The 23762-nt window shown below is 67.8% G+C and carries 21 protein-coding genes; 13 read left to right on the top strand and 8 right to left on the bottom strand.

The window, feature by feature from the left end; all coding sequences use genetic code 11:
* Positions 1-83 precede the first annotated feature (83 nt).
* The 9 genes from gap (at position 84) to AC6A67_RS07950 (ending at position 10018) form a co-directional block, all read left to right on the top strand.
* Positions 84-1091: a type I glyceraldehyde-3-phosphate dehydrogenase gene (gene gap / locus AC6A67_RS07990; RefSeq protein ID WP_498036022.1), complete on the top strand. Its 1008-nt coding sequence runs from the start codon at positions 84-86 to the stop codon at positions 1089-1091.
* A gap of 115 nt (positions 1092-1206) precedes the next feature.
* On the top strand, positions 1207-1638 hold the full coding sequence (locus tag AC6A67_RS07985) for a hypothetical protein (protein WP_498036021.1): 432 nt from the start codon (positions 1207-1209) through the stop codon (positions 1636-1638).
* A gap of 117 nt (positions 1639-1755) precedes the next feature.
* Positions 1756-2949 carry a phosphoglycerate kinase gene (locus tag AC6A67_RS07980; protein WP_498036020.1) on the top strand — a complete coding sequence of 398 codons (1194 nt, stop codon included), beginning with the start codon at positions 1756-1758 and terminating at the stop codon, positions 2947-2949.
* 173 nt (positions 2950-3122) lie between these two features.
* Positions 3123-4139, top strand: a complete 1017-nt coding sequence (locus tag AC6A67_RS07975) for a class I fructose-bisphosphate aldolase (RefSeq protein WP_498036019.1) — start codon at positions 3123-3125, stop codon at positions 4137-4139.
* Positions 4140-4520: 381 nt separating this feature from the next.
* A complete protein-coding gene (locus AC6A67_RS07970; RefSeq protein ID WP_498036018.1) occupies positions 4521-5147 on the top strand; it encodes a thiamine phosphate synthase in 627 nt (208 codons plus the stop codon).
* Between the two features lie 41 nt (positions 5148-5188).
* On the top strand, positions 5189-6346 hold the full coding sequence (locus AC6A67_RS07965; protein WP_498036017.1) for a tetratricopeptide repeat protein: 1158 nt from the start codon (positions 5189-5191) through the stop codon (positions 6344-6346).
* Positions 6347-6683: 337 nt separating this feature from the next.
* Complete coding sequence (locus AC6A67_RS07960; RefSeq protein WP_498036016.1) at positions 6684-7496, top strand: inositol monophosphatase family protein; 813 nt, start codon at positions 6684-6686, stop codon at positions 7494-7496.
* Between the two features lie 420 nt (positions 7497-7916).
* Positions 7917-8996 carry a flagellar motor protein MotA gene (locus tag AC6A67_RS07955; RefSeq protein ID WP_498036015.1) on the top strand — a complete coding sequence of 360 codons (1080 nt, stop codon included), beginning with the start codon at positions 7917-7919 and terminating at the stop codon, positions 8994-8996.
* Positions 8996-10018, top strand: coding sequence for a peptidoglycan -binding protein (locus AC6A67_RS07950; RefSeq protein WP_498036014.1), 1023 nt, complete (start codon positions 8996-8998; stop codon positions 10016-10018). The genes AC6A67_RS07955 and AC6A67_RS07950 overlap by 1 nt, the downstream gene beginning before the upstream one ends.
* Before the next feature lie 227 nt (positions 10019-10245).
* On the opposite strand, the gene AC6A67_RS07945 is transcribed toward AC6A67_RS07950, so the two are convergent.
* Complete coding sequence (locus AC6A67_RS07945) at positions 10246-12111, bottom strand: ABC transporter transmembrane domain-containing protein (RefSeq protein WP_498036013.1); 1866 nt, start codon at positions 12109-12111, stop codon at positions 10246-10248.
* Positions 12112-13211: 1100 nt separating this feature from the next.
* On the opposite strand from AC6A67_RS07945, the gene rpmE reads away from it, so the two are divergent.
* The gene (gene rpmE, locus AC6A67_RS07940; protein ID WP_498036012.1) at positions 13212-13442 is read left to right on the top strand and encodes a 50S ribosomal protein L31; all 231 of its coding nucleotides are present in this window, start codon (positions 13212-13214) and stop codon (positions 13440-13442) included.
* Positions 13443-13632: 190 nt separating this feature from the next.
* Here rpmE and AC6A67_RS07935 read toward each other — a convergent pair whose 3' ends face one another.
* The 7 genes from AC6A67_RS07935 to AC6A67_RS07905 all read right to left on the bottom strand — a co-directional run bounded on the left by AC6A67_RS07935 (position 13633) and on the right by AC6A67_RS07905 (position 20230).
* A complete protein-coding gene (locus tag AC6A67_RS07935; RefSeq protein WP_498036011.1) occupies positions 13633-14253 on the bottom strand; it encodes a DUF1465 family protein in 621 nt (206 codons plus the stop codon).
* A gap of 416 nt (positions 14254-14669) precedes the next feature.
* Positions 14670-15002 carry a lipopolysaccharide assembly protein LapA domain-containing protein gene (locus tag AC6A67_RS07930; RefSeq protein WP_498036010.1) on the bottom strand — a complete coding sequence of 111 codons (333 nt, stop codon included), beginning with the start codon at positions 15000-15002 and terminating at the stop codon, positions 14670-14672.
* A 134-nt stretch (positions 15003-15136) separates the two neighbouring features.
* Positions 15137-15454: an integration host factor subunit beta gene (gene ihfB, locus AC6A67_RS07925; protein WP_498036009.1), complete on the bottom strand. Its 318-nt coding sequence runs from the start codon at positions 15452-15454 to the stop codon at positions 15137-15139.
* A gap of 278 nt (positions 15455-15732) precedes the next feature.
* A complete protein-coding gene (gene sppA, locus AC6A67_RS07920; protein WP_498036008.1) occupies positions 15733-16689 on the bottom strand; it encodes a signal peptide peptidase SppA in 957 nt (318 codons plus the stop codon).
* Between the two features lie 402 nt (positions 16690-17091).
* Positions 17092-18795: a 30S ribosomal protein S1 gene (gene rpsA / locus AC6A67_RS07915; protein ID WP_498036007.1), complete on the bottom strand. Its 1704-nt coding sequence runs from the start codon at positions 18793-18795 to the stop codon at positions 17092-17094.
* 309 nt (positions 18796-19104) lie between these two features.
* Entirely contained in the window at positions 19105-19755 is a 651-nt protein-coding gene (locus AC6A67_RS07910) for a 2-hydroxychromene-2-carboxylate isomerase (RefSeq protein ID WP_498036006.1), read from the bottom strand.
* Between the two features lie 274 nt (positions 19756-20029).
* Complete coding sequence (locus AC6A67_RS07905) at positions 20030-20230, bottom strand: DUF1192 domain-containing protein (protein ID WP_498036005.1); 201 nt, start codon at positions 20228-20230, stop codon at positions 20030-20032.
* Positions 20231-20371: 141 nt separating this feature from the next.
* On the opposite strand from AC6A67_RS07905, the gene AC6A67_RS07900 reads away from it, so the two are divergent.
* From AC6A67_RS07900 to AC6A67_RS07890, 3 genes are all read left to right on the top strand, one after another.
* On the top strand, positions 20372-21400 hold the full coding sequence (locus AC6A67_RS07900) for an NAD(P)H-quinone oxidoreductase (RefSeq protein WP_498036004.1): 1029 nt from the start codon (positions 20372-20374) through the stop codon (positions 21398-21400).
* Between the two features lie 347 nt (positions 21401-21747).
* Positions 21748-22488, top strand: a complete 741-nt coding sequence (locus tag AC6A67_RS07895) for a DUF1013 domain-containing protein (RefSeq protein WP_498036003.1) — start codon at positions 21748-21750, stop codon at positions 22486-22488.
* A 234-nt stretch (positions 22489-22722) separates the two neighbouring features.
* A complete protein-coding gene (locus AC6A67_RS07890; protein ID WP_498036002.1) occupies positions 22723-23673 on the top strand; it encodes an aldo/keto reductase in 951 nt (316 codons plus the stop codon).
* Positions 23674-23762 lie beyond the last annotated feature (89 nt).

Here is a 23762-nt window from a genome sequence, read left to right as displayed (position 1 = left end):
TGACGATCGGCGCCGGGGGGCGCCTCCCGAACGTTTCCGCCTGGAGCCAGGCTCCGGCGCATTGACTGGACGAGGAGTTAATCATGACCGTTCGCGTTGCCATTAACGGTTTCGGACGCATTGGCCGCAACGTGCTGCGCGCGATCGTTGAGTCTGGCCGCACCGACATTGAAGTCGTGGCCATCAACGATCTGGGCCCGGTGGAGACCAACGCCCACCTGCTGCGCTATGACTCGGTCCACGGCCGTTTCCCGGCTGACGTGAAGGTCGAAGGCGACAGCATCGTCATCAACGGCAAGGCCATCAAGGTCACCGCCGTGCGCGATCCGGCCGAGCTGCCGCACGCCGCCCTCAACGTCGACGTGGCGTTCGAGTGCACCGGCATCTTCACCTCGAAGGACAAGGCCTCGGCCCACCTCAAGGCCGGCGCCAAGCGCGTGCTGGTGTCGGCGCCTGCCGACAACGCTGACCTGACCGTGGTTTACGGCGTCAACCACCAGCAGCTGACCAGGGACCACATCGTCGTCTCGAACGCCTCGTGCACCACGAACTGCCTCGCTCCTGTCGCCAAGGTCCTCAATGACCTCGTCGGCATCGAGAAGGGCTTCATGACCACGATCCACTCCTACACCAATGACCAGCCGTCGCTGGACCAGATGCACAAGGACCTGTATCGCGCCCGCGCCGCAGCCCTGTCGATGATCCCGACCTCGACCGGCGCCGCCAAGGCCGTCGGCCTCGTGCTGCCGGAGCTGAACGGCAAGCTGGACGGCACCTCGGTGCGCGTGCCGACCCCGAATGTCTCGGTCGTCGACTTCAAATTCGTCGCGAAACGCGCCACCTCCGTCGCCGAGATCAACGACGCCATCAAGGCCGCCGCCAATGGCGCGCTGAAGGGCGTGCTGGCCTTCACCGACGAGCCGAATGTCTCGATCGACTTCAACCACCACCCGGCCTCGTCGATCTTCCACCTCGACCAGACCAAGGTGCTGGAAGGCAATTTCGTTCGCGTGATGTCCTGGTACGACAACGAGTGGGGCTTCTCCAACCGCATGTCCGACACCGCCATCGCCATGGCGAAGCTGATCTGATCAGCTGAACTGACGCTGGCGCCATCCGCCCGGGTTGCGCCAGCGTATTTTTGCGGGCCGTCGCGCCCGACGCTGCCCGGACGATTTTTGCGATCGGAATGGAAGGAGAACGACCATGAGCGCCAGTTCCACGACCCGCGTCGAACCGGAGGCTCCGTCCTTCTCCAACGGCAAGCCAGCCGCATCCACTGGCGCGCCGGCCGCGACGCCAACGACAAATGCCGTCGCCTCTACGGCCGCTCCAGCCTCCGCCACAGCGCCTGTCACTGTCCCCGCCGCCGACCAGCTGGCGCGGCTTGAGGACAAGCTCGCCCGCATTGAAGAGAAGCTGGCCCGCTCCGAGGCGCAGATCCTGCGCATGGAAGACCGCATCGAGCACAACACGGGCGTCACCGGCGTTCTGGCCAGCCAGGAATCGGTGGATCGCGTCTATGGTCGCCTGCGCCTGCTGCCCGGCTTCCCGTCGCTGATCGTTGCCGCCATTCTCGCCGGCGTCATCGCCGCCGCGCTGATCGCGCTGGTCCAGCGCTTCGGACTCACCGGCTGAGGCGCGCCGCCAGCCGCAAGCACAGCTGCTGGCGTCAGATGCGCCCACACCAGGATAACTGGAGCCTCCCCGGTTCGGCGTGAACCGGCGCCGCTCCCACCGCCAGGATAACCGCCCATGACTTTCCGCACGCTCGATGACGCCACCCTCGCAGGCAAGCGCGTCCTTCTGCGCGTTGACCTGAATGTGCCGGTCGAAAACGGCCGCGTCACCGACGCCACGCGCATCGAACGCATCCTGCCGACCATCCGCGAGATCGCCGCCGCTGGCGGCAAGGTGATCCTGCTGGCGCATTTCGGCCGCCCCAAGGGCCAGCGCAGCGACAAGGACAGCCTGAAGCCGATCGCCGCCGCCCTCGCCAGCCATCTCGGCCAGGACGTCGGCTTCGCCGATGATTGCATCGGCGCGCCGGCGGCAGACGCTGTGGCAGGGCTTGCCGACGGCCAGGTGCTGCTGCTGGAAAACACCCGCTTCCATGCCGGCGAAGAGAAGAACGACCCGGAATTCGTCAAGGCGCTGGCCGCCAATGGCGACGTCTATGTCAATGACGCCTTCTCCGCCGCCCACCGCGCCCACGCCTCGACCGAGGGCCTCGCCCGCGTGCTGCCCGCCTACGCTGGCCGCACCATGCAGGCCGAACTCGACGCCCTGACCGCCGCGCTGGAGAAGCCAGTGCGCCCGATCGTCGCCGTGGTCGGCGGCGCCAAGGTGTCGAGCAAGATCGACCTCCTGGAGAATCTGGTGGCCAAGGTCGACGCCCTGATCATCGGCGGCGGCATGGCCAACACCTTCCTGCTCGCCCAGGGCAAGGCGGTCGGCAAGTCGCTGGCCGAGAAGGACCTGGCCGACACCGCGCTGCGCATTATCGCCGCAGCGGAGAAGGCCAAGTGCGCCATTGTGCTGCCAGTTGACGCCGTGGTGGCGAAGGAATTCGCCGCCAACGCCCCGTCGCAGACCTATGGCGTTGACGCCATTCCGGACGACGGCATGATCCTCGATGTCGGCGCGCTGTCGGTCGACCGTGTCCGTTCGGTGATCGACGACGCCGCCACGCTGGTGTGGAACGGTCCGTTCGGCGCTTTCGAGCTGACGCCGTTCGACGCCGGCACCGTCGCGGCGGCCCAGCATGCGGCGGCGCGCACCCGCGCTGGCAAGCTGATGTCGGTGGCTGGCGGCGGCGATACGGTGGCGGCGCTCAACCACGCCGGCGTGGCTGAGGATTTCAGCTATGTGTCGACCGCTGGCGGCGCCTTCCTCGAATGGCTGGAGGGCAAGGAGCTTCCCGGCGTTGAGGCCCTGCGCAAGGCCTGACGGAGCGGACTTCCCGCGCCGTCCCGTGGCCTTGCGCTGCGGCACGTTGCAGGAAGCCAAAAGGATTTGTATGGGAGCGCCATGCAGCCGGCGCTTCAAGGACAGACGGGCTGCAGCAGCGCCGGCCCAGGACGGGCGGCGCCGCAGCCCGCAGGCATTCCCGGAGGACAGACATGAATCTCGCAGAACTCAACAAGGTCGCCGAAGCAATGGTTGCGCCCGGCAAGGGCATCCTGGCTGCGGACGAGAGCTCCGGCACCATTAAGAAGCGCTTCGACGCCATCAACGTCGAGTCGACCGAGACCAGCCGCCGCGACTATCGCGAGCTGATGTTCCGCGCCACCGAGGCGATGTCGAACTACATCTCGGGCGTCATCCTGTATGATGAGACCCTGCGCCAGAACGCCAAGGACGGCACGCCGCTCGCCCGCATCATCGAGCAGGCCGGCGCCATTCCGGGCATCAAGGTCGACGCTGGCGCCAAGCCGCTGCCGTTCAGCCCGGGCGAGACCATCACCGAAGGCCTCGACGGCCTGCGTGAGCGCCTCAACGAGTACTACAAGCTCGGCGCCCGCTTCGCCAAATGGCGCGCGGTGATCGATATCTCGCCGGCGATCCCGACCCAGAACTGCATCGTCGCCAACGCCCAGGCGCTGGCCCGCTATGCGGCGCTGTGCCAGGAGGCCCAGATCGTGCCGATCGTCGAGCCGGAAGTGCTGATGGACGGCGACCACACCATCGCACGCTGCGCCGAAGTCACCGAAGCCACCCTGCGCGAAGTCTTCGCCCAGCTGGCCCTGGCTGGCGTCGCCCTCGAGGGCATCGTGCTGAAGCCGAACATGGTCATCGCCGGCAAGAAGTGCCCGACCCAGGCGTCGGTTGAGCAGGTCGCTGTCGAGACCATCAAGGTCCTGAAGCGCACCGTGCCGTCCGCCGTGCCGGGCATCGCCTATCTCTCGGGCGGCCAGAGCGACGTCGACGCCACGGCGCATCTCGACGCCATGAACAAGCTCGGCGGCTTCCCGTGGAAGATGACCTTCAGCTATGGCCGCGCCCTGCAGGCCGCCCCGCAGAAGGCCTGGTCCGGCAAGGAAGAGAACGTCGCCGCCGCCCAGCAGGCGTTCCTGCACCGCGCCCGCATGAATGGCCTCGCCTCGAAGGGCGAGTGGAACAAGGGCCTCGAGGGCTGATCAGCGCCTTTCTGGCCTGACTGAACCGGGAATTTGGAAACCCGCGCCGCGAGGCGCGGGTTTTTTCGTCGGCCTGGCGGCGCCGCGCAGGCCAGAGCCCAGGCCACGCCTGCGCCTTACAGTCCACGCTGCCCCCGTGTCGCCAAAGCCCGGCGACGGCGCCCTCGCTCGCGCCGCCCTGCGCCTTGCCCGGCGGCTCCCCCCTGGGCATAACAGGCGAACAGCGCCAGCGGCGCCAATTCCGCCTTGATTTGCGTCCATGCATCGGCCCTGGCGCGGCGCCCCACGGGCGGCGGACGCCACGGGCCGCGCGCCCGCAAACCAGCAGCGGCGGATGAGCCCCTCCAACACAGCCTCCCAGGCGCCCGGACCCAGCTATCCATGTCGGACAAAGCCCGCCTCTATCTCGTCACCCCGGTTGTCGCCGATCCCGAGGCGTTCGCCCCACAGCTTGAAGCTGCCTGCGCCGCCGGCGATGTGGCGGCGCTGCTGCTGCGGCTCGCGCCCGCCGATGAGCGCACGCTGATCAAGCGCGTGAAGGCGCTGGCCCCTGTGGCGCAGAAGCATGAGACGGCGGTGCTGGTCGACGCTGCCCCCGTGGTGGCGTCGCGCGGCGGCGCGGACGGGGCGCATCTGGTTGCGCCCGACGAGGCGACGCTGGAGGAGACCACAGAGGCGCTGCAGCCGGAGCTGATCGTCGGCGTCTCTGGCATCAGCCAGCGCCATGACGCCATGGTCGCTGGCGAGGCCAATGTCGATTACCTGATGTTTGGCGCCGTGACTGGCGACAGCGATGCAGCCGACACGCTGGCATCGACCGAATGGTGGGCCAGCCTGTTCGCCACCCCCTGCGTCGGCGTCGCCGGCGCGCTGGATCAGGTCGAACCGCTCGCCGCCACCGGCGCCGAATTTGTGGCGCTCGGCCCGTGGGCCTTCGACGGCGACGTGGCCGCCAATGTGCGCGCCGCGCTTGAGATTATCGAGAACACGGAGCTTCCAGAAGTATGACGCAGCGCCCCGGGGACTGGCGGCCGCGCGCCGTGCGATGCATGGCGCTGACGCTGAGCCTGCTGGCGGTGACGCCAGCTGTCGCACAGAAGGCGTTCGAGAGTCCGACGGGCGCCCAGGTGCCGGTATTGCCTGACGGGCGCATGACCCTGCCGCGACCGACGCTGCAGCCAGGGACGCCAGGCGCCCCGGCTTTCACCCAGCCGCCGCCACAGCCGCCCGTGGTCAAGGGCGAGAAACTGATCGTTGGCCCGGCCTTGCCGAGCACCGTCGACGCCGGCCTCGCCCAGTCGCAGGGCGCTGGTGCAGCCGCGCCGGGCAAGGCTGATCCCGTTTCTGCTGGCCCTGCCGGGGGCGACGCCGCCTATGGCGCCTTCCAGCGCGGCTATTACGCCACGGCGCTGCGCGAGGCTGAGGCGCGGATCAAGGCAAACCCCAAGGATGCCGCCGCCGCCACCTTGCTGGGCAGCCTGTATGAACAGGGTCTGGGCGCGCATCTTGATCTGGCCAGGGCGGCGCACTGGTACGCCCAGGGCGCACAAGGCGGCGACGGCGCGGCGACCTTCGCCCTCGCCATGATGACCCTGCAGGGGCGCGGCGTCGACAAGGACGAGGCGGCGGGTCGCAAACTTCTCGAACAGGCCGCCGCGCTCGGCCAGCCGCTGGCGCTGTACAATCTGGCGCTGCTGCGGCTTGGCGAGGGTAAGCCCGACGCCGATACGGCGGCGGTGGGCCTGTTGCAGCGCGCCGCTGATCAGGGCTCAGCAGAGGCGCAATATCTGCTCGCCAGCCTGTACCGCAAGGGTCGTGGCGTGGTGGCGGACGACATCCGGGCGACGCAATTGCTGCGCCAGGCCGGTGAGAACCGCTTGCTCGCCGCCGAGATCGAATACGCCATCGCGCTGTTCAACGGCAAAGGCGTCCACAAGGATGAGGCGGGCGCAGCCAGGCTGTTTCTGAAGGCGGCGCTGGACGGCAATGCAGTGGCGCAGAACCGGCTGGCGCGGCTTTTGACCATCGGTCGCGGCGTCAAACAGAACCATATCGAGGCGGCGGGCTGGCATTTGCTGGCCTCAGGCCAGGGGCTTGAGGACGCCTGGCTCGATGAAGCGCTGAAGGGCCTGACGCCTGCCGACCGCAGCAAGGCCGAGGCCTTCGCCGCGCGCCATCGCGATCCGCTGATCGGCCCGGCGCAATAGGTGGTCGCGCCCTGGCGGGAGCGCCATGGGCGCGGCTGCGACGCGAGGTAACGGCTGCGGCGATCAGGCAATGCTTGACGCACGCGGCGGCGCGGGGCACATGATCAGCAAAAGCGTCCATTGCGGCGCGCTGCTTTGTCAGGGGGCTCATCGCAGCCCCTTTTTGCGTCCGGCGGGACGCAACGCCAGGGCGCGACGCCCTGATCCGGCCATGTGGCGCCCAGCGTCGGCCAGCGCCGGACCACGACGCATATCCCTTGAGGGACCGCATTCGCGCCACTGGCATGCGGAGGCGTTCCGGCATGAATGAGCGCGCAAGCCGCGCAGAGGCGACCCGATGATCCGTTCACCCCTGATGACTGTCATGACTGACGCCGTAGCCAAGGCGGCTAAATCGCTGAAGCGCGACTTCGGCGAAGTCGAGCAGCTGCAGGTGTCGCGCAAGGGCCCGGGCGATTTCGTCTCGGCGGCTGACCGCAACGCCGAAGAGGTGCTGCGCGCCGCGCTCGAGAAGGCCCGCCCCGGCTATGGCTTCGTGCTCGAGGAAGGCGGCGTCATCGAAGGCGCCGACAAGACCCATCGCTGGCACGTTGATCCGCTCGACGGCACCACCAATTTCCTGCACGGCTTGCCGCATTTCGCCATTTCGGTCGGCCTTGAGCGTGAAGGCCAGCCCGTCGCGGGCGTGGTCTACAACCCGATCTCCGACGAATGGTTCATCGCCGAGAAGGGCAAGGGCGCGTTCCTGAACAACCGCCGCATTCGCGTCGCCGGCCGGCAGAGCCTCGACCAGGCCATGCTGCTGTGCGGCGTGCCGCATATCGGTCGCGGCGACCACGAGCGCTTCTTGCGTGAACTGTCGCACATGATGGTCAATTTCGCCGGCATTCGCCGCCAGGGCTCGGCGGCGCTCGATTTGTGCTACGTCGCCGCCGGTCGCGCCGACGCCTTCTGGGAGCGCGATCTCAAGTCCTGGGATCTGATGGCCGGCATGTGCATCCTTCGCGAGGCCGGCGGCTTCCTGTCTGACGCCGACGGCGGCGTCGACCCGGCGACCACCGGCAGCATCGCCTGCGGCAATGATTACATGCACCGCGAGCTGTTGAAGATCATCCGCCGCGCCAATCCGGTCTCGGCCCTCAAGGCCTGAGGCCGTCGCGCGCCTCACGCCCGGCCAAAGCGACGGCAGGCCGGAGTTGGCGGGAAAGGCCCTCCTGGCGACGCCTCAGGGCACGCGCCAGCCCGCTGCCCAAGTCGCCGCCACCTGACTGCCAGCCGATTGCCAGCTGACTGCCAGAGCCGCTTTCAGGCCTCTTCAAGCCCCCGGATTTTCGGGGGCTTTTTCTATGGCTTTGCCGTCACGCGCCATTCCTTTGCGCAAAAAATCCGGTGACATGCCCGCCTGTGGGTCGCGCATCGTCTGAGGGCGTGGTTACATCGGCCCAGGGTTGCGGCCCCGACCCCTGCGGATCAGAGGCTGTCGCCCGCAGCCCGAAGGCCGCGATGAAGACCGCGACCAGGGACTGCGGCGCGCGTCGAGGCGCGCACTGCATATGGAGGCGGAAGCGTAATGGACGGTGACGAGCAGACCATTCTCAAGGCGCCGCGCATCCATCTGGCGCGCATGATCGTCTTCCTGATCCTCGTCGGCTTCCTGGCGTGGATCCTGCAACAGCCGATCCGCGCCGCCTTCCTCAACAATCCTGGCCTGAACGGCCTGATCATCGTCTGTCTTCTGGTCGGCGTCATCCTGGCGCTGGCGCAGATCGCCCGGCTGTTCATCGCCGCTGGCTGGGTCAACCGCCACTGGGCCAGCCGCCGTCGCGGCGAGCCGCTGCGACCGGGCCCCAATCCGCCCTCGCTGGTCCTGCCGCTCACCACCATGCTCAGCGAGGAGCGCGCCGGGCTGAACACCACGCTGATGCGGGCGATCCTTGATTCGATCGCCCTGCGCCTCGACGACGCCCGCGACATCCTGCGCTATCTGGCTGGCCTGCTGGTGTTTCTTGGCCTGCTCGGCACCTTCTGGGGCCTGCTCGACACGGTGAGTTCGGTGGGCGGGGTGATCAACGCCATGCGCGGCGGCTCAGACGCTGGCGTCATGCTGGAGGAGCTGAAGTCGGGCCTCGCCGCGCCGCTGGCCGGCATGGGCATCTCGTTCTCGTCGTCGCTGTTTGGCCTCGCCGGCTCGCTGGTGCTGGGCTTCCTCGACCTGCAGCTCGGCCAGGCGCAGAACCGGTTCTACAACGGGCTGGAGGAATGGCTGGCCCAGGGCCTCGGCGCGACGGCGCTGGATGAGCACGGCGCGCCGTCGCCTGCCCTGCTTGGCGAGCTGGGCCAGCTCAATGAGCATATCGCCGCCGCGACCTCGGCGCTGGTCAACGCCGCCCACTCTCTGTCGAGCCATGGCCGCGCCACCCAGGAGGCGGCGCGCCAGGCGGCGGAGGCCATCGCCCATACGCCTGCGCCCGCCGCCCCGGTCGAAGATCCGGCCATCGCCCGCCTTGCCGACGGCATCACCGATCTGGTGCACAACATGCGGCGCGAGCAGCAATTGATCCGCGACTGGGTCGAGGCCCAGGCAGAACAGCAGCGCCGCATCCAGGCCTCGCTTGACCATCTGACCCGCATTCGCAGCGGAGCAAATTGATGAGCATCCCGGCGCGCGGGCGCCGCGAACGCCGCCCCCTCGACTATTGGCCCGGCTTCGTCGACGCCTTGTCGACGCTGGTGCTGGCGGTCGTGTTCATGCTCTCGGTGTTCGCCGTGCTGCAATATTATTTGGGCCAGGAAATCAGCGGCAAGGATTCGGCCCTGACCCGGCTCAATCGCCAGATCACCGAACTGACCGATCTGCTGGCGCTGGAGCGCTCGCGCGGCCGCAACCAGGTGCTGGAGCTGGACCGGCTGCGCACTTCGCTGGCGGCGCTCGAGACGGAGAAGGGCCGGCTACAGCAACTGGCCGACAGCGGCGCCGGGGCCGCCGGCCAGCTCAGCGCCGTGACCAGCGAACGCGACGCCCAGAAGCAGATCTCCGATCGCGCCCTGTCGCAGGTCGAATTACTCAACCAGCAGATGGCGGCCCTGCGCAGCCAGCTGGCGGCGCTGGAGCAGGCGCTGGCCGCCTCAGAGGCCCGCGACAAGGACGCCCAGGCCCGCATCGCCGATCTCGGCAGCCGGCTGAATGTCGCGCTCGCCCAGCGCGTGCAGGAGCTGGCCCGCTATCGCTCAGACTTCTTCGGGCGGCTGCGCCAGATCCTCGGCGATCGCGACGACATTCGCATCGTCGGCGACCGTTTCGTCTTCCAGTCGGAGGTGCTGTTCGACGCCGGCTCGGCCACCCTGAGCGCCCGCGGCGACGCAGAGCTCGACAAGATGGCCACCGCGGTACAGGAGCTGGCGCGCTCGATCCCCGCCGACATTCCATGGGTGCTGCGCGTCGACGGCCACACCGACGACCGGCCCCTGTCCGGCGCTGGCCAGTTCAAGAGCAATTGGGACCTCGCCGCCGCCCGCGCCATCGCCGTGGTGCGCTATCTGGTCAGCAAGGGCGTGCCGCCGCAGCGGCTGCTCGCCGCCGGCTTTGGCGAATATCAGCCGATGGATCTGGGCAATAGCGACGAGGCCCGCGCCCGCAACCGCCGCATCGAGATGAAGCTGACCGAGCGCTGACGCCGCAGGTCAGCGGTTGATACCAGAACCCGATGAGCTTCACTCATCGGGTTCTGGCCAAGCCCGTGCGGCGCCTGAGCATTTCAGGATGCAGACGCGTCAGCATCTTCGCATCCTGGTATGAGTAGCCGCACAAGTTGAACGCTTACGAAAACGAAACGGCCCGCGTCAGGCGGGCCGTTGGCGTTTGGATCATTGGGGATATGGCCGTTGGCGGCCAGGCGTCGTCAGTCGCGCCTATCCCCGTCGGCGTGGCCGAATTGCAGCCGCGCCAGCCGGGCGTAGAGCCCGCCTGCGGCGCTCAGCTCCGTGTGGGTCCCCTGCTCCACCAACATGCCGCCGTCCATCACCAGGATACGGTCAGCGGAGAGCACGGTGGCGAGGCGATGCGCCACCACCAGCGTGGTGCGATTGACCATCAGCCGGTCGAAGGCGTCCTGCACCAGCCGCTCACTTTCTGCGTCCAGCGCCGAGGTCGCTTCATCGAGCAACAGCACCGGCGCGTCCTTCAGCACGGCGCGGGCGATGGCGAGACGCTGGCGCTGGCCGCCCGACAGGGTGACGCCACGCTCACCCAGCAAAGTGTCATAGGCTTGAGGAAGAGCATTGATGAAGCTATCGGCGGCGGCGAAAGCGGCGGCTTGGGCCACCTCAGCGTCGCTGGCCTCCGGGCGGCCATAGCGGATGTTGTCGGCGACGCTGGCGCCGAAGATCACCGGATCCTGGGCGACGAGGGCGAAGCGTCGCCGCCAGTCGGCCGGCGCCACGCTGCGGGCGTCGACGCCATCGACCCGCACCACGCCGCGATCCGGGTCATAGAAACGCAGCGCCAGCTGGATGATGGTGCTCTTGCCGGCGCCTGATGGGCCGACAATGGCGATGCGCTCACCAGGGGCGGCCGCAAAGCTGACATCGTGCAGCGCCTGCTGTTCGCGCCGGCCCGGATAAGCGAAGCTGACGCCCGCGAATGCAAGCGCGCCCTGGGCAGGCTCTGGCAGGCTGACAGGGTGCGCCGGGGCGACGATCTCGGGTTGCGTCGCCAGCAACTCGCCAAGCCGGCCTGCTGAGCCGCTGGCCTGGACGATCTCGGTCCACACCTGGCTCAGCTCGCCCAGCGAGCTGGCGGCGAGCACGGCGAACAGCAGGAATTGCGATAGCCGCCCGGCGCTCATCTCGCCGCTCAGCACATCACGGGCGCCGAGCCACAACACCGCCACCACGCTGGCGCTGACGAGGAAAATGGCGAAGCCGGTCAGTAGCGCCCGGGCGAAGGTGGCGTCGCGGGCGGCGGTGAACGCCTGCTCCGCCGCGCCAGCGAAGCGCGTCGCCGTCGCCGCCTCGGCGCCGAAGGCCTGCATGGTGCGGGCAGCGCCAATGGCCTCCACCGCATAGGCCGAGGCGTCGGCCAGCCGGTCCTGCGCCGCCCGCGAGCGCCGGCTGACGCCGCGCCCCGAGAAGATCAGCGGCAGCACAATGAAGGGAATCACCCCGAGCACCACCAGCGACAGGCGCGGGCTGGTGACCACCATCATGATCACCGCGCCGAAGAACATGAACAGATTGCGCAGCGCCACCGAGGCGCTGGCGCCGAACGCCGCCTTGATCTGGGTGGTGTCTGCGGTCAGGCGTGAGACGATTTCGCCGCTCTTGACGCTGTCGAAGAAGCTGGCGTCGAGGGAGGTGAGGTGACGGAAGACGGCGGCGCGCACGTCGGCGACGATGCGCTCGCCCAGCGTCATCACCAGATAATAGCGCCAGGCGCTGGCGGCGGCCAGAACCAGCGCCACCAGGCCGAGCCCAAGGAAATAAACCGTGACGCCGCCCTCATCGGCCGAGAAGCCCCGGTCGACCAGCAGCCGCACGGCGATGGGCAGGGCCAGCGTCGCCGCCGCCGCCACCGACAGCGCCGCCAGCGCCGCCAGCATGCGGCCCTGGTAGCGCCGGGCGAATGGCCAGATGGCCCGCAGCGCCCCCATGTCGGGCCGGCGGCCCTTACGGCCCGACGCGCCCTCTTCGCCTGCGCTGCCGGCGGATCCAGCCGTGGCGGCGCCCCCGGTGGACATGGCGCCGGAGGTTACGGTGTCGTTGCTCATACTCTGTCCTGCTGGCGGGGCCGCAGCGCTGGGCCGGACACGCATCCGGCGCCAGCGAAATATCGCTGCTGCGTATGAACAGCAAACCGCAGACGCACGCAATGTGGCGGCGGGGGCGCCAATCGCCGCGCCACAGATTCTGCGGCCCCTGCATGATCAGGCTGCCATACGTCTCTGCCTCAGCGCGTGGCGGCGGCTGTGGGACGGCGAAGACGTGGATGCCCGTGACGAGCACGGGCATGACGGCGTTGGGGCGCGGGCCAGGATTGGGCGGGACATGACTGGGCGGGACATGTCCGGACGAGACATGACAGGCGGGCAGGGCCTGATGGGCCCGCCGCCGCAGCAGCGTCGCCCGTTCAACCAACAGCGCGGCCATCGCCAAATTAGCAGCACAGCGACCGCAGGCTCTCCCCACGGCGCCCCCTCTCTACCGTCATGGTCGGGCTTGACCCGGCCATCCACGTCTATGCCTCAGCGCGTGACCGCCGCTATCGGCGGGCGAGGACGTGGATGCCCGTGACGAGCACGGGCATGACGGCGTTGGGGGGTGGGCCAGGATTGGACGAGACATGACTGGTGGGCAGGGCGTCATGGGTCCGCCGCCGCAGCAGCGTCGCCCGTTCCACCAACAGCGCGGCCATCGCCAAATTAGCAGCACAGCGACCGCAGGCTCTCCCCACGACGCCCCCTCTCCACCGTCATGGTCGGGCTTGACCCGACCATCCACGTCTATGCCTCAGCGCGTGACCGCCGCTATCGGCGGGCGAAGACGTGGATGCCCGTGACGAGCACGGGCATGACGGCGTTGGGGCGTGGGCCAGAATTGGGCGGGACATGACTGGGCGGGACATGTCCGGGCGAGACATGGCAGGCGGGCAGGGCCTGATGGGGCCCGCCGCCGCAGCAGCGTCGCCCGTTCAACCCCATGATCGGGCGCGAATGGCGGAGGTCGGCTCGACAACGGCGACGCCTCGCCGTGTTGCGACGTGGATTCGTCTTGTCACCGGCAACTGGCCAGGCTATAGCAGCGCCAATCCGGAATTTTTCCAGAACGCATTTGCCTGCCCCGTTGTCGGGCGGGGCATGAGGACGCGGTTATGAAGCCTGACACCCATCCCGAGTACCACACCATCAAGGTCGTGATGACCAATGGCACGGAATTTGTCACCCGCACCACCTGGGGCAATGAGGGCGACACGATGAACCTCGACATCGATCCGTCGTCGCACCCGGCGTGGACCGGCGGCTCGCAGCAGCTGATGGACCGCGGTGGCCGCGTGTCGCGCTTCACCAACAAGTTCGGCGGCCTGAGCTTCGGCAAGAAGTAAGCAGCGCCCCAGCTGAGTTGCAAAACCCCGGCCTCGCCGGGGTTTTTTTGTGGCCGCAGGGGCTCGCAAACGCGCAGGACGAAGGGAAGCGGCCCATTGGAGCATATAGGGCCTTGGCGCACGAAAAAGACGCCTGGGAAACCCAGACGTCTCGAAGACGCGCAACGGATTTTCGAGGCTGTTACGGACGTCAGGCGCCCATCAGCTGGTCCTGGCGATGATCCGGGTGCAGCTGGCCCGAAGCGCCGGCGGCATTGGCGTTGACCGCAGGCGGCGCCACGAGGCCACGCGGCTGGGCGCGGCGGGCCGGAGCCAGCGTCTGCTGGCCGCCAAAGGCGGCGCGTAGCAGGCTGAGTTCACGCCGCACCGGCGACGGCCGCGGCGCGTCCGCCACTTCGCTGGCGTCGATGTGCAGGATACGCAGCTCCAGCCGGGCGGCGGCGCCGATCAGCTCACCCAGCCGCACTGGCAGAATGGCGATGGTCTCCAGCGTCGGCGTCGGCTCCACATAAGACATGCTCTTGCGCCGCTCGACATCCGCCTCTTCCAGCGTCATGTCGCCATCGGCGACGGCGCGGCGCAGGATCAGCCAGCTCATCAGCCGCATCAGACGGGTGGTCAGCCGCATGCCCTCCTGGGCATAGGCGTGCGCCGCATCAGGATCGAGCGTGGCGGCGTCGGCCCGCCCCTCGCCGTCCAGATAATCGGCGGTCTCCTCCACAAGGCGGTTCGCATCGCTGAACAGCGCGACGAACGCCTGGGTGGTTGCGTAACGCGCGCCAAAAGGCACGGGCGTGGCTACAGCTGACATGTTCTGGCGTCGTCCCCGGGCAGGCAGCATCGGCGCAGCCCCGCATGGCATGATGGCCGCCATAGCGCGACTTCTGGTCGGAACCGTGACCGGTTCAGGTCCAGAAGCGCCATGCGCTGGCGCACATCTGTCCAGGCTGGGGCCTGTTAAGAGGACTTTAACCACTCCCCCCCGCCTCGCCAGTTTTACCCTCTGTTAAGTTTAACAGCCGAAATCTCTGGATGATCCCGCCAATCTGCAGCCAGCGGCTTGCAACAGGGCTGGGCCGTCGCGCGGAGGGCCGATCCTCCGCCGGCTGCGTCGGGCGGGCGGATGCTGCCTCACGTCGCCAGCGAACCGCCTGAGAACAGCGGCCTGCGCACAGCAAAAAGCCGCCCCGGGAGGCGGCCTCAATGCTGCACACATCTGGCGATGGCTCAGGAGGCGAGCCGGGCCTGGGCAGGCTCGCGCCGCGCCGCTTCGCGCAGGCGCGCCGTCTCCGCCTCCAGCTTTTCCAGCTGGCGGCGGTTAGCGCGCGCGGCGCGGCGATAGCGGCCCTGCACCAGCCAGGAGGCGAAGCCGCCAATGGCCACACCGAGCGCCAGCGCGCCCAGCACGATCAGATAGAGCGGCGCCGAGAAGCCGACGCTTGGCGCGCCGCTGGCGAACGGATCGAGCGAGAAGGTCACCGGCGCCCGGTTGGCCACGGCGATGAGCGCCAGCACGATCGCCACTGGCGCCAGCACCAGATATTTCACGAAAGTCGCCATCTCATCCCCTGTCTCAGTTGCACCGTGTCCCTGCGCCCGCAACGCCGGCCCTGCGCCTCACCCCTGGCCGCCGGGCTCGCGGCGCCCAAGGGTCGCGCGAATGGGGCGCCCGCATGAGGCGCCGCGCGACCGCCTCAGGCCTGGGCGGCGCGCCGGGGCTTACCGACGACCGGCGACTGGTTCAGGCGCACGCGCATCTCCTTGCCGGTCTTGAATACTGGCACGGCCTTCTCGCTGACCTCAACCGATTCGCCGGTGCGCGGATTGCGGCCAACGCGCGCGTCACGCGTCTTGACCGAAAACGCGCCGAAGCCGCGCAACTCCACCCGGTCGCCATTGGCCAGAGCGTTGGTGATCTCATCAAGGATGGCGTTGACGATGTTCTCGACGTCGCGCTGGTAGAGGTGCGGATTATATTCCGCGATGCGCTGCACAAGCTCTGACTTGATCATGGATACTCTCCCCTGTTCATGCCCGCGGGGCGCCCCGTGAGAGGCTGCCGGTCCGGCGGGAAATTTCCTGGCGCAGGTTCTGGCGGCGCAGGCCGCCGTCACCGACGCGATGGTGGCGGCGCGGAGCCCCCCGGGCCTGTCACCCGAAGACGCGCCCGCCACGCGATTAATCCATGCTCCAGCGCCCTCCCCCCGGACGCCGCAGCATGTAGCCTGCCCAAGCCTGCCTGTGCCTATACCTGTGCGCCCCTCGTGACGCATTGGCGAGGCGCAGGCGGCTATGGCGCCTGTGGGCCAGTCCACACGGCGAGCAGGCCGTCCGCTGGCGCGTGTAGCCCACCGCTGCGCTCCAGCGCCGCGGCAAGCCCGTCAAGCCCTGCGGCGCGCGCCAGGCCGCTGGCCATCGCCGTCAGGCTGAAGCGGCTGTCGCTTCGCGGCCGCCACTGCCGCACCGGCAAATCCTTCGCCAACCCGCGCGCGCCTTCCATCCAGCGCAGCGCATCCTTCTCGTCGCCGAGCTGGTCGACCAGCCGCAGCTTCAGCGCCTGCCGGCCGGTGAAAATCCGCCCGTCAGCCACCTGGGTCAGCGCCTCGCCCTCCAGCGTCCGGCGCACGCGGACGAGGTCGCGGAACCAGGCGTAGCTGTCGCCCACCACCGCCGCCATCGCCTCCTTGGCCGCCGGGCTGGCTGGCTCGAACGGATTGGGCGCCGCCTTCAGCGGGCTCGACTTGATCTCATCCACCTTCACGCCGACCCGGTCGAGCAGGCCGCTGAAATTGGGAAACTGCATGATCACGCCGATCGAACCGACCAGCGAGGTCTGCCGCGCCACGATGCGATCAGCGCCCATGGCGGCGATATAGGCGCCCGAGGCGCCGAGCGTATTGATCACCGCCACGGTCGGCTTCTTCGCCGACAGGGCGCGCAGCGCGGTGTAAACGTCTTCTGAGCCGGTCACCGTGCCGCCAGGGCTGTCGATCGACAGCACCACGGCGCGCACGTCCCGGGCCTCGCCGACCCGCTTGAGCAAATCGAGCGTCGGCCGGGCGCCGGTGATCATGCCGGTGAGATTGACGCGGGCCACGTGCTGACCCGGGACCAGCCGGTCGCGCCCGGCTATCACGCCAGCGAACAGGATGGCGCCAATCACCGCCGCCACCGCCAGCGCGCGCCAACCCGACAGCCGGCGGCGCAGGGCCCGCCGGTCAATCAGCAGTTCGGCGTTGGATGACATCGGCAACCTCCGCTTGGCGAGTGGTCTGCGCCTGTGCGCAGCCACCGCAGACCTGTCCTTTGCCCGTCCAGGGCCGATCTGTCACCCTCAAAAAACAGAGAAATTACAGGGCGCAGGGATTTTTCAGCAGGGTAATGACCTTGCGCTCCCCCACCCTGTCGCGCAATCGCCGCCGCCTGACGTCACGCAGCGGCGCGCTACGCAGCGGCTGCAACCCGTGCTGCCGGACCGCCCGGGACAGTGTGCAGCAAACCGCCGTAAAATCAATAACATGGCCCGTGGCGTGCGACGGAACGTGTCGTAGGGGACGGGCGCCAAGCAAAACGGCCAGCCCCGGGGGGCTGGCCGTCATGAGCAATTCCATGCATGGGGCGGGCGCAGGCGCCCGCCGCAGCAAAGAGCTTACTTCTTCTCGGTGGCGCGACGCAGCGCGGCGCCAAGGATGTCGCCGAGCGAGGCGCCCGAATCGGACGAACCGTAAGCGGCGATCGCTTCCTTCTCTTCCGCCATTTCCAGAGCCTTGATCGACAGCTGGATGCGGCGGGCCTTGCGGTCGAACTGGACGACGCGGGCGTCGACCTTCTCGCCAGCGGCGAAACGCTCGGGGCGCTGGTCGGCGCGGTCGCGAGCCAGCTCGGCGCGCTTGATGAAAGCGGTGAGGTCGCTGTCAGCCAGCTTGACTTCCAGACCGCCGTCCTTGACCTCGACCACCTCACAGGTGACCACCTGGCCGCGACGCAGTTCGCCTGCGTCAACGAAGGGGTCGCCGGCGAGCTGCTTGATGCCGAGCGAGATGCGCTCCTTGTCCACGTCAACGTCGAGCACCTGAGCGCGAACCACGTCGCCCTTCTTGAACTCTTCGATGACCTGCTCGCCAGGACGGTTCCAGTCGAGATCCGACAGGTGAACCATGCCGTCGACTTCGCCGTCGAGACCAATGAACAGACCGAACTCGGTCTTGTTCTTGACCTCGCCCTCGACCTCGGAGCCAACCGGGTGAGCCTGGGCGAAAGCTTCCCAAGGATTCTGCAGGGTCTGCTTGAGACCGAGCGAGATGCGGCGCTTGACCGGATCGACCTCGAGGATCTGAACGTCGACTTCCTGGCTCGTCGAAACGATCTTGCCAGGGTGAACGTTCTTCTTGGTCCACGACATTTCCGAAACGTGGATCAGGCCTTCGATGCCCGGCTCCAGTTCGACGAATGCGCCGTAGTCGGTGATGTTGGTCACGCGGCCGGTGAGACGCGACTCGACCGGATAACGCTGGGCGATGCCCTCCCACGGATCGGCCAGCAGCTGCTTGATGCCAAGCGAGATGCGGTGCGTCTCGTGGTTGATCTTGATGATCTTGACCTGGACGTTCTGGCCGATGGTGACCACCTCGGACGGATGGTTCACACGGCGCCACGCCATGTCGGTCACGTGCAGCAGGCCGTCGATGCCGCCGAGGTCGACGAACGCGCCGTACTCGGTGATGTTCTTGACGACGCCCTCGATCACCTGACCTTCTTCAAGGTTGGCGACGAGCTCCGAACGGGCCTCAGCGCGGGTCTCTTCCAGCACGGTGCGGCGCGACACGACGATGTTGCCGCGACGGCGGTCCATCTTCAGGATCTGGAACGGCTGCGGCACGCCCATCAGCGGGGTGACGTCGCGGACCGGACGAATGTCGACCTGCGAACGCGGCAGGAAGGCCACGGCGCCGTCCAGATCAACGGTGTAACCGCCCTTGACCTGGTTGAAAATGACGCCCTGCACCTTCTCATTGTTCTCGAATGCGCGCTCGAGCTTGATCCAGCTCTCTTCGCGGCGGGCCTTGTCGCGGCTGATGACGGCTTCACCGAGCGCGTTTTCGATGCGCTCCAGGTAAACCTCGACCTCGTCGCCGACGGCGAGCGGCTGCTCGCGACCAGGGCCGTTAAATTCCTTCAGGGCCACGCGACCTTCGGTCTTCAGACCGATGTCGATGACGGCCACGTCCTTCTCGATCGCGACGACCGTCCCCTTGATGACCGAGCCTTCCTGGGCTTCGGAACGGCCGAAGGACTCTTCGAGCAGCGCGGCGAAATCTTCACGCGACGGCTGATGGGATGCAACTGCTGACATGTAAGCTCCTGGAGCCCCGCAGGGCCCGTGCGTCGACGGCTGGCGTTGATGTGACGTTTCGCCTGCGGCGGCGGCGCCTGGATGGGCGACGCCTTCCATCCCGAGGGACGGGCCGACGCATAAAAACCGCCGGCGAAAACGCATTGGCGCGACAGGCCGGGGTCCCGCCTGGCCGTCGAGCGGCCACGCAGGGTCCGGCGCCATCATGCCAGATGCCGGGTCATATAGGCCAAAGCGCGGCTATCCACAACCGCCCACATGTCCATGACAACGCTTCAGGCGGATTTTTCCAGGCCTCGTCGCGCGTGGCTAAGCCTCTGCCGCCAATGCGCATTCCCAGGCCAGCGCCTGCTCCAGCCGGTCATTGCCCCAGAAGACCTCGCCATCGCTGGTCACAAATGACGGCGCGCCGAACAGCCCCAGGCTTGCGGCCTCAGCCCCACGCTGGCGCAGCGCCTGCTTGATCTCGCTGCTCGCCGCCGCCGTCACCGCGGCGTCTGGGTTAACGCCGGCGGCGGCCAGCGCCATGTGCAGCGCCTCATCCGTGAGGCCAAGGCCAGCTTCGAACTGCGCCGCAAACAGCGCCACGGTGAAGGCTGGCGTGGCCTCTGGCGGGAGCGCCAGGGCGACGCGCGCCGCCTGCAGTGAATTTTGCGGGAACGGATCAGGCTTGCGCACCGCAAGGCCCATGGCGGTGGCGGCGCGGGTGATGTCGCGCCAGCCATAAGCGCCCTTGGCCGGATAGATATTGAACGGCGAATCGTTCCAGCCCTGGGCGGCGAAGATCGGGCCGAGCAGAAACGGCTTCCACGCCAGCGTCACCCCCGCCTGCGCCGCCAACGCCCCAATGCGCCGCGCCGTCAGCCAGGAATAATTGCTGGCGAAATCAAACCAGAACGACAGATGCGGCTGGTGCCTGGCCCTGGGCTGCGGCGCCACTGGCGCCAGCGCGGCCGCCAATTGGCGACGGGGCTCAGGCTGAAAGGATGCAGGCGCTCCCCCCGTCAGTCCCGCTTGCGGCAGGTCCTGCTTGGCTTGCTGCTGCGATTCTTGCTTTCGCTCCTGCGTCATCGCCCCCGCCCCCTCCACCGTCATCCCCGTGCTTGTCACGGGGATCCACGTCTCATCAGCCGATGCCGTCCAACATGACAGCTGGATGGCGGGCTGCCCCCGTCCAGCCCAACGCGTCAGCTAACGCCGAAGACGCAAGCCCCAGGCCGCCCTACCCGCAGCGTCAGAAGCGAAACACCGACTCGGCAGCGGCGAGCGAGGCGGTCTTCCGGCTCATGGCCTGCTGCAGGCGGGTGATCTCGTCCTGAAGCTGGGCGATGCGCTCTTCAAGCTCGTGCACAGACAGGCTGGCGAGGTCCTGGCCGAGCATGTGCACGGAAGGCTGGGCGGGCCGGCGCGGTTCATCAGCGAAAGGATCGGTCATCACAAGCTCCTGTCTGCGCCCCCGACGGGCCGGCGCATGGCGGAGACGCCGCGCCGATTGTCCGTCAGCCCACTTTGCAACAAGGTAGCTCCAGCAAGGGCGCGAGTCGACGCGCCCCCAAACGCCGCACGGAGCCTGCGCATGTCCCAGTCCACTTCCGCCGATCTGACCGCCTCATCAGGCGCCGCGACCATGAATGCGGTGGAGATCACCGCCCCAGGCGGTCCGGAGGTGCTGAAGCTGGTCCGGCGCCCGGTCCCCACGCCTGGCGAGGGCGAGATCCTGATCCGCGTCACGGCGGCTGGCGTGAACCGGCCCGACGTCATCCAGCGCGCCGGCAGCTATCCGCCGCCGCCTGGCGCCTCCGACCTGCCGGGCCTGGAAGTGGCTGGCGAGGTCGTCGCTGCCGGACCCGGCGCAAGCCGGTTTGCGCCAGGGGCGCGGGTATGCGCGCTCACCGCAGGCGGCGGCTATGCCGACTATGTGGCGGTGCATGAGAGCAACGCCCTGCCGGTTCCAGCCGGCTTCTCTGACCTGGAAGCTGCGGCGCTGCCCGAGACCTTCTTCACCGTATGGACCAATGTGTTTGAGCGCGGCGCCCTGCAGCCGGGCGAGACCCTGCTGGTGCATGGCGGCACCTCGGGCATCGGCACCACCGCCATCATGGTGGCCAGGGCCTTTGGCGCCAAAGTCTTCGCCACGGCGGGCTCGGACGACAAATGCGCCGAATGCCTGAAGCTCGGCGCAGATCTGGCGATCAATTACCGCACCCAGGATTTCGTGAAGGAGGTGAAGGCGGCGACCGGCGGCGCGGGCGTCAACGTCATCCTCGACATGGTTGGCGGCGACTACATCCAGAAGAATTACGACGTCGCCGCCATGGATGGCCGCATCGTGCAGATCGCCTTCCTGAATGGGCCAAAAAACACCGTCGATTTCACAAAGCTGATGATGAAGCGGCTCAGCCACACCGGCTCGACCCTGCGCGCCCGGCCTGTGAGCGCCAAGGCGGCCATTGCCCGGGCGCTGGAGGAAAAGGTCTGGCCGCTGCTGGCCTCAGGCGCCATCCGCCCGGTGATCCACGCCACTTTCCCGCTGGCGGAGGCGGCGCAGGCCCATGAGCTGATGGAATCCAGCGCCCATGTCGGCAAGATCATGCTGACGCCCTGAGACGGTGAGGCGGGCGCGGGGCGGCGCTGGCGACGCGCCGCCCGCAGGCCGAGCGGCTTTTGCGCAGGCAGCTCTTGCCCAGGCAACCTTGACGCAGGCAATCTTTGTGCCGGCAACTCTTGCGCAGGCGACCCTGGCGATGCTCACGGCGGCGGCAATCGGCGCCGGGCTCATTGCGCTCCGCCCCGCCGCGGATTATAGTGGTAATGTTCCCCACCAGTTCTGATTTTCGTATCCGCAGGATACGTCGCTCCGGCCAAAAGCCGGGTCGGAGCACAGGAGGGGTTTGCTTTTTCGTTCTCCGCGCCCCGGGCGCGTAGAGGACATGTACGGAAGGAACTGGATCCATGTCCGCCGGACCGCTCATGCCAAAAGCCACCGCCATCTGGCTGGTGGACAACACGTCCCTGACGTTCGAGCAGATTGGCGACTTCTGCAAGCTGCACCACCTTGAGGTGAAGGGCATCGCTGACGGCGAAGTCGCCGCCGGCATCAAGGGGCTCGATCCCGTCACCGGCGGCCAGCTGGCGCGCGAGGAGATCGAGAAGGGCCAGAAGAACCCGGACTACCGGCTCAAGCTGCTTGAATCCAAAGTGCGCCTGCCGGAAGTCAAGAAGTCGCGCGGCCCGCGTTACACGCCGGTGTCGCGTCGCCACGACCGTCCCAACGCCATTCTGTGGCTGTTGCGCAGCCATCCGGAGCTGAAGGACGCGCAGGTCATGCGTCTGGTCGGCACCACCAAGAACACCATCCAGCAGATTCGCGAGCGCACCCACTGGAACATGGCGTCACTCTCGCCCATGGATCCGGTGACGCTCGGCCTGTGCTCGCAGATCGACCTTGATCTGGAAGTGTCGAAGGCCGCCAAGGACCGGCCGCCGTCCATGGACGAGGGTGGCCAGACCCTGCTGCCGGCGGAAATCACCACCGCGCCGCAGCCGTCCAATCCGTTTGGCGACAATCCGTTCGGCGATATGCCGCCGCCGCGCCGCGAGCAGGAAGAGAAGTTCGACGCAGGTTCGGTGTTCGCCAAGCTTGGCGGCTCCTCGAAGCGGCGTCGCGATGAGGATGACGACGAGGATTTCTGATTTCCTCGCTCATCATGAGATCGGCCGGGCAGCAGCCCGGCCTTTTTTTATGGAGCAATGCCCGCGCCGCCTGTTGCCACGCCCCACGTCTCTGCCATGCTCATACCAGAAGCCGATGAGCTTCACCCATCGGGTTCTGGCTAAGCCCGTGCTGCGCCTGACCTTGCAGGATGCGGAGGCGTCAGCTTCTTCGCATCCTGGCATCAGGGTAAATCTGACGAGACGAGGAACGCCATGGACATGCGCACGCTGGGCCGCTCAGGCATCACGGTCCCCCCGCTCTGCTTCGGCGGCAATGTGTTCGGCTGGACCGCCGACGCCGCCACCTCCTTCGCGCTGCTCGACGGCCTGCGCGCGGCGGGGCTGAATTTTATCGACACAGCGGATGTCTATTCGGTGTGGGCGCCAGGCCATAAGGGCGGCGAATCCGAGACGGTGATCGGCGACTGGCTGGCGGCGCGCGGTGTTCGCGACAAAATGATCATCGCCACCAAGGTCGGCGCCGAGCTGGCGCCGGACAAGAAGGGGCTGAAACGCGAATGGATCATTACGGCGGTGGAGGATTCGCTGCGCCGGCTGAAGACCGATTACATCGATGTGTACCAGTCGCATTTCGATGACCCCGCGACCCCGGTGGAGGAACCGCTGGAGGCCTACGCCACGCTGATCCGCGACGGCAAGGTGCGGGCGATCGGCGCCTCGAATTTCTCGGCTGAACGCCTCGGCGCGGCGCTCGAGGCCAGCAAGGGCGGCCTGCCGCGCTATGAGACCTTCCAGCCGGAATACAATCTCTACGCCCGCGACAGCTATGAGGGGCCGCTACAGGATCTTTGCGCCGCCGAGGGGCTGGGGGTCATTCCCTATTTCGCCCTCGCCGCCGGCTTCCTCACCGGCAAATATCGCTCCGAGGCTGATTTTGGCAAAAGCGCGCGCGGGGCGCGGTCGATTCCGAAATATCTCAATGCGCGCGGGCTGCGCATTCTCGATGCGCTCGATCTGGTGGCCGCCCGTCATGACGCGACGCCCGCGCGTATCGCTCTGGCCTGGCTGATGGCCCAGCCCACCATCACCGCCCCCATCGCCAGCGCCACCAGCCTGGCGCAATTGCACGAACTGGTGGCCGCCACCCAGGTCAGGCTGACCGACGCCGATCTGCACGAGCTGGACGCCGCCAGCGCCGCCTGAACAGCGCGCGCACGGACCACAGGGCCAACCTCCCGGCCGTGTGGTCCGTACGCCCACCCGCTCGGCTACCGGCCCGGCCACCCAGCCTC

The organism is Camelimonas sp. FR25 (assembly GCF_059740505.1).
This window is presented reverse-complemented; position numbering and strand designations above follow the sequence as displayed.

Coding starts and splice junctions, on each gene's coding strand:
- gap (WP_498036022.1), top strand. CDS start 84: ATGACCGTTCGCGTTGCCATTAACGGTTTCGGACGCATTGGCCGCAAC.
- AC6A67_RS07985 (WP_498036021.1), top strand. CDS start 1,207: ATGAGCGCCAGTTCCACGACCCGCGTCGAACCGGAGGCTCCGTCCTTC.
- AC6A67_RS07980 (WP_498036020.1), top strand. CDS start 1,756: ATGACTTTCCGCACGCTCGATGACGCCACCCTCGCAGGCAAGCGCGTC.
- AC6A67_RS07975 (WP_498036019.1), top strand. CDS start 3,123: ATGAATCTCGCAGAACTCAACAAGGTCGCCGAAGCAATGGTTGCGCCC.
- AC6A67_RS07970 (WP_498036018.1), top strand. CDS start 4,521: ATGTCGGACAAAGCCCGCCTCTATCTCGTCACCCCGGTTGTCGCCGAT.
- AC6A67_RS07965 (WP_498036017.1), top strand. CDS start 5,189: ATGGCGCTGACGCTGAGCCTGCTGGCGGTGACGCCAGCTGTCGCACAG.
- AC6A67_RS07960 (WP_498036016.1), top strand. CDS start 6,684: ATGATCCGTTCACCCCTGATGACTGTCATGACTGACGCCGTAGCCAAG.
- AC6A67_RS07955 (WP_498036015.1), top strand. CDS start 7,917: ATGGACGGTGACGAGCAGACCATTCTCAAGGCGCCGCGCATCCATCTG.
- AC6A67_RS07950 (WP_498036014.1), top strand. CDS start 8,996: ATGAGCATCCCGGCGCGCGGGCGCCGCGAACGCCGCCCCCTCGACTAT.
- AC6A67_RS07945 (WP_498036013.1), bottom strand. CDS start 12,111: ATGAGCAACGACACCGTAACCTCCGGCGCCATGTCCACCGGGGGCGCC.
- rpmE (WP_498036012.1), top strand. CDS start 13,212: ATGAAGCCTGACACCCATCCCGAGTACCACACCATCAAGGTCGTGATG.
- AC6A67_RS07935 (WP_498036011.1), bottom strand. CDS start 14,253: ATGTCAGCTGTAGCCACGCCCGTGCCTTTTGGCGCGCGTTACGCAACC.
- AC6A67_RS07930 (WP_498036010.1), bottom strand. CDS start 15,002: ATGGCGACTTTCGTGAAATATCTGGTGCTGGCGCCAGTGGCGATCGTG.
- ihfB (WP_498036009.1), bottom strand. CDS start 15,454: ATGATCAAGTCAGAGCTTGTGCAGCGCATCGCGGAATATAATCCGCAC.
- sppA (WP_498036008.1), bottom strand. CDS start 16,689: ATGTCATCCAACGCCGAACTGCTGATTGACCGGCGGGCCCTGCGCCGC.
- rpsA (WP_498036007.1), bottom strand. CDS start 18,795: ATGTCAGCAGTTGCATCCCATCAGCCGTCGCGTGAAGATTTCGCCGCG.
- AC6A67_RS07905 (WP_498036005.1), bottom strand. CDS start 20,230: ATGACCGATCCTTTCGCTGATGAACCGCGCCGGCCCGCCCAGCCTTCC.
- AC6A67_RS07900 (WP_498036004.1), top strand. CDS start 20,372: ATGTCCCAGTCCACTTCCGCCGATCTGACCGCCTCATCAGGCGCCGCG.
- AC6A67_RS07895 (WP_498036003.1), top strand. CDS start 21,748: ATGTCCGCCGGACCGCTCATGCCAAAAGCCACCGCCATCTGGCTGGTG.
- AC6A67_RS07890 (WP_498036002.1), top strand. CDS start 22,723: ATGGACATGCGCACGCTGGGCCGCTCAGGCATCACGGTCCCCCCGCTC.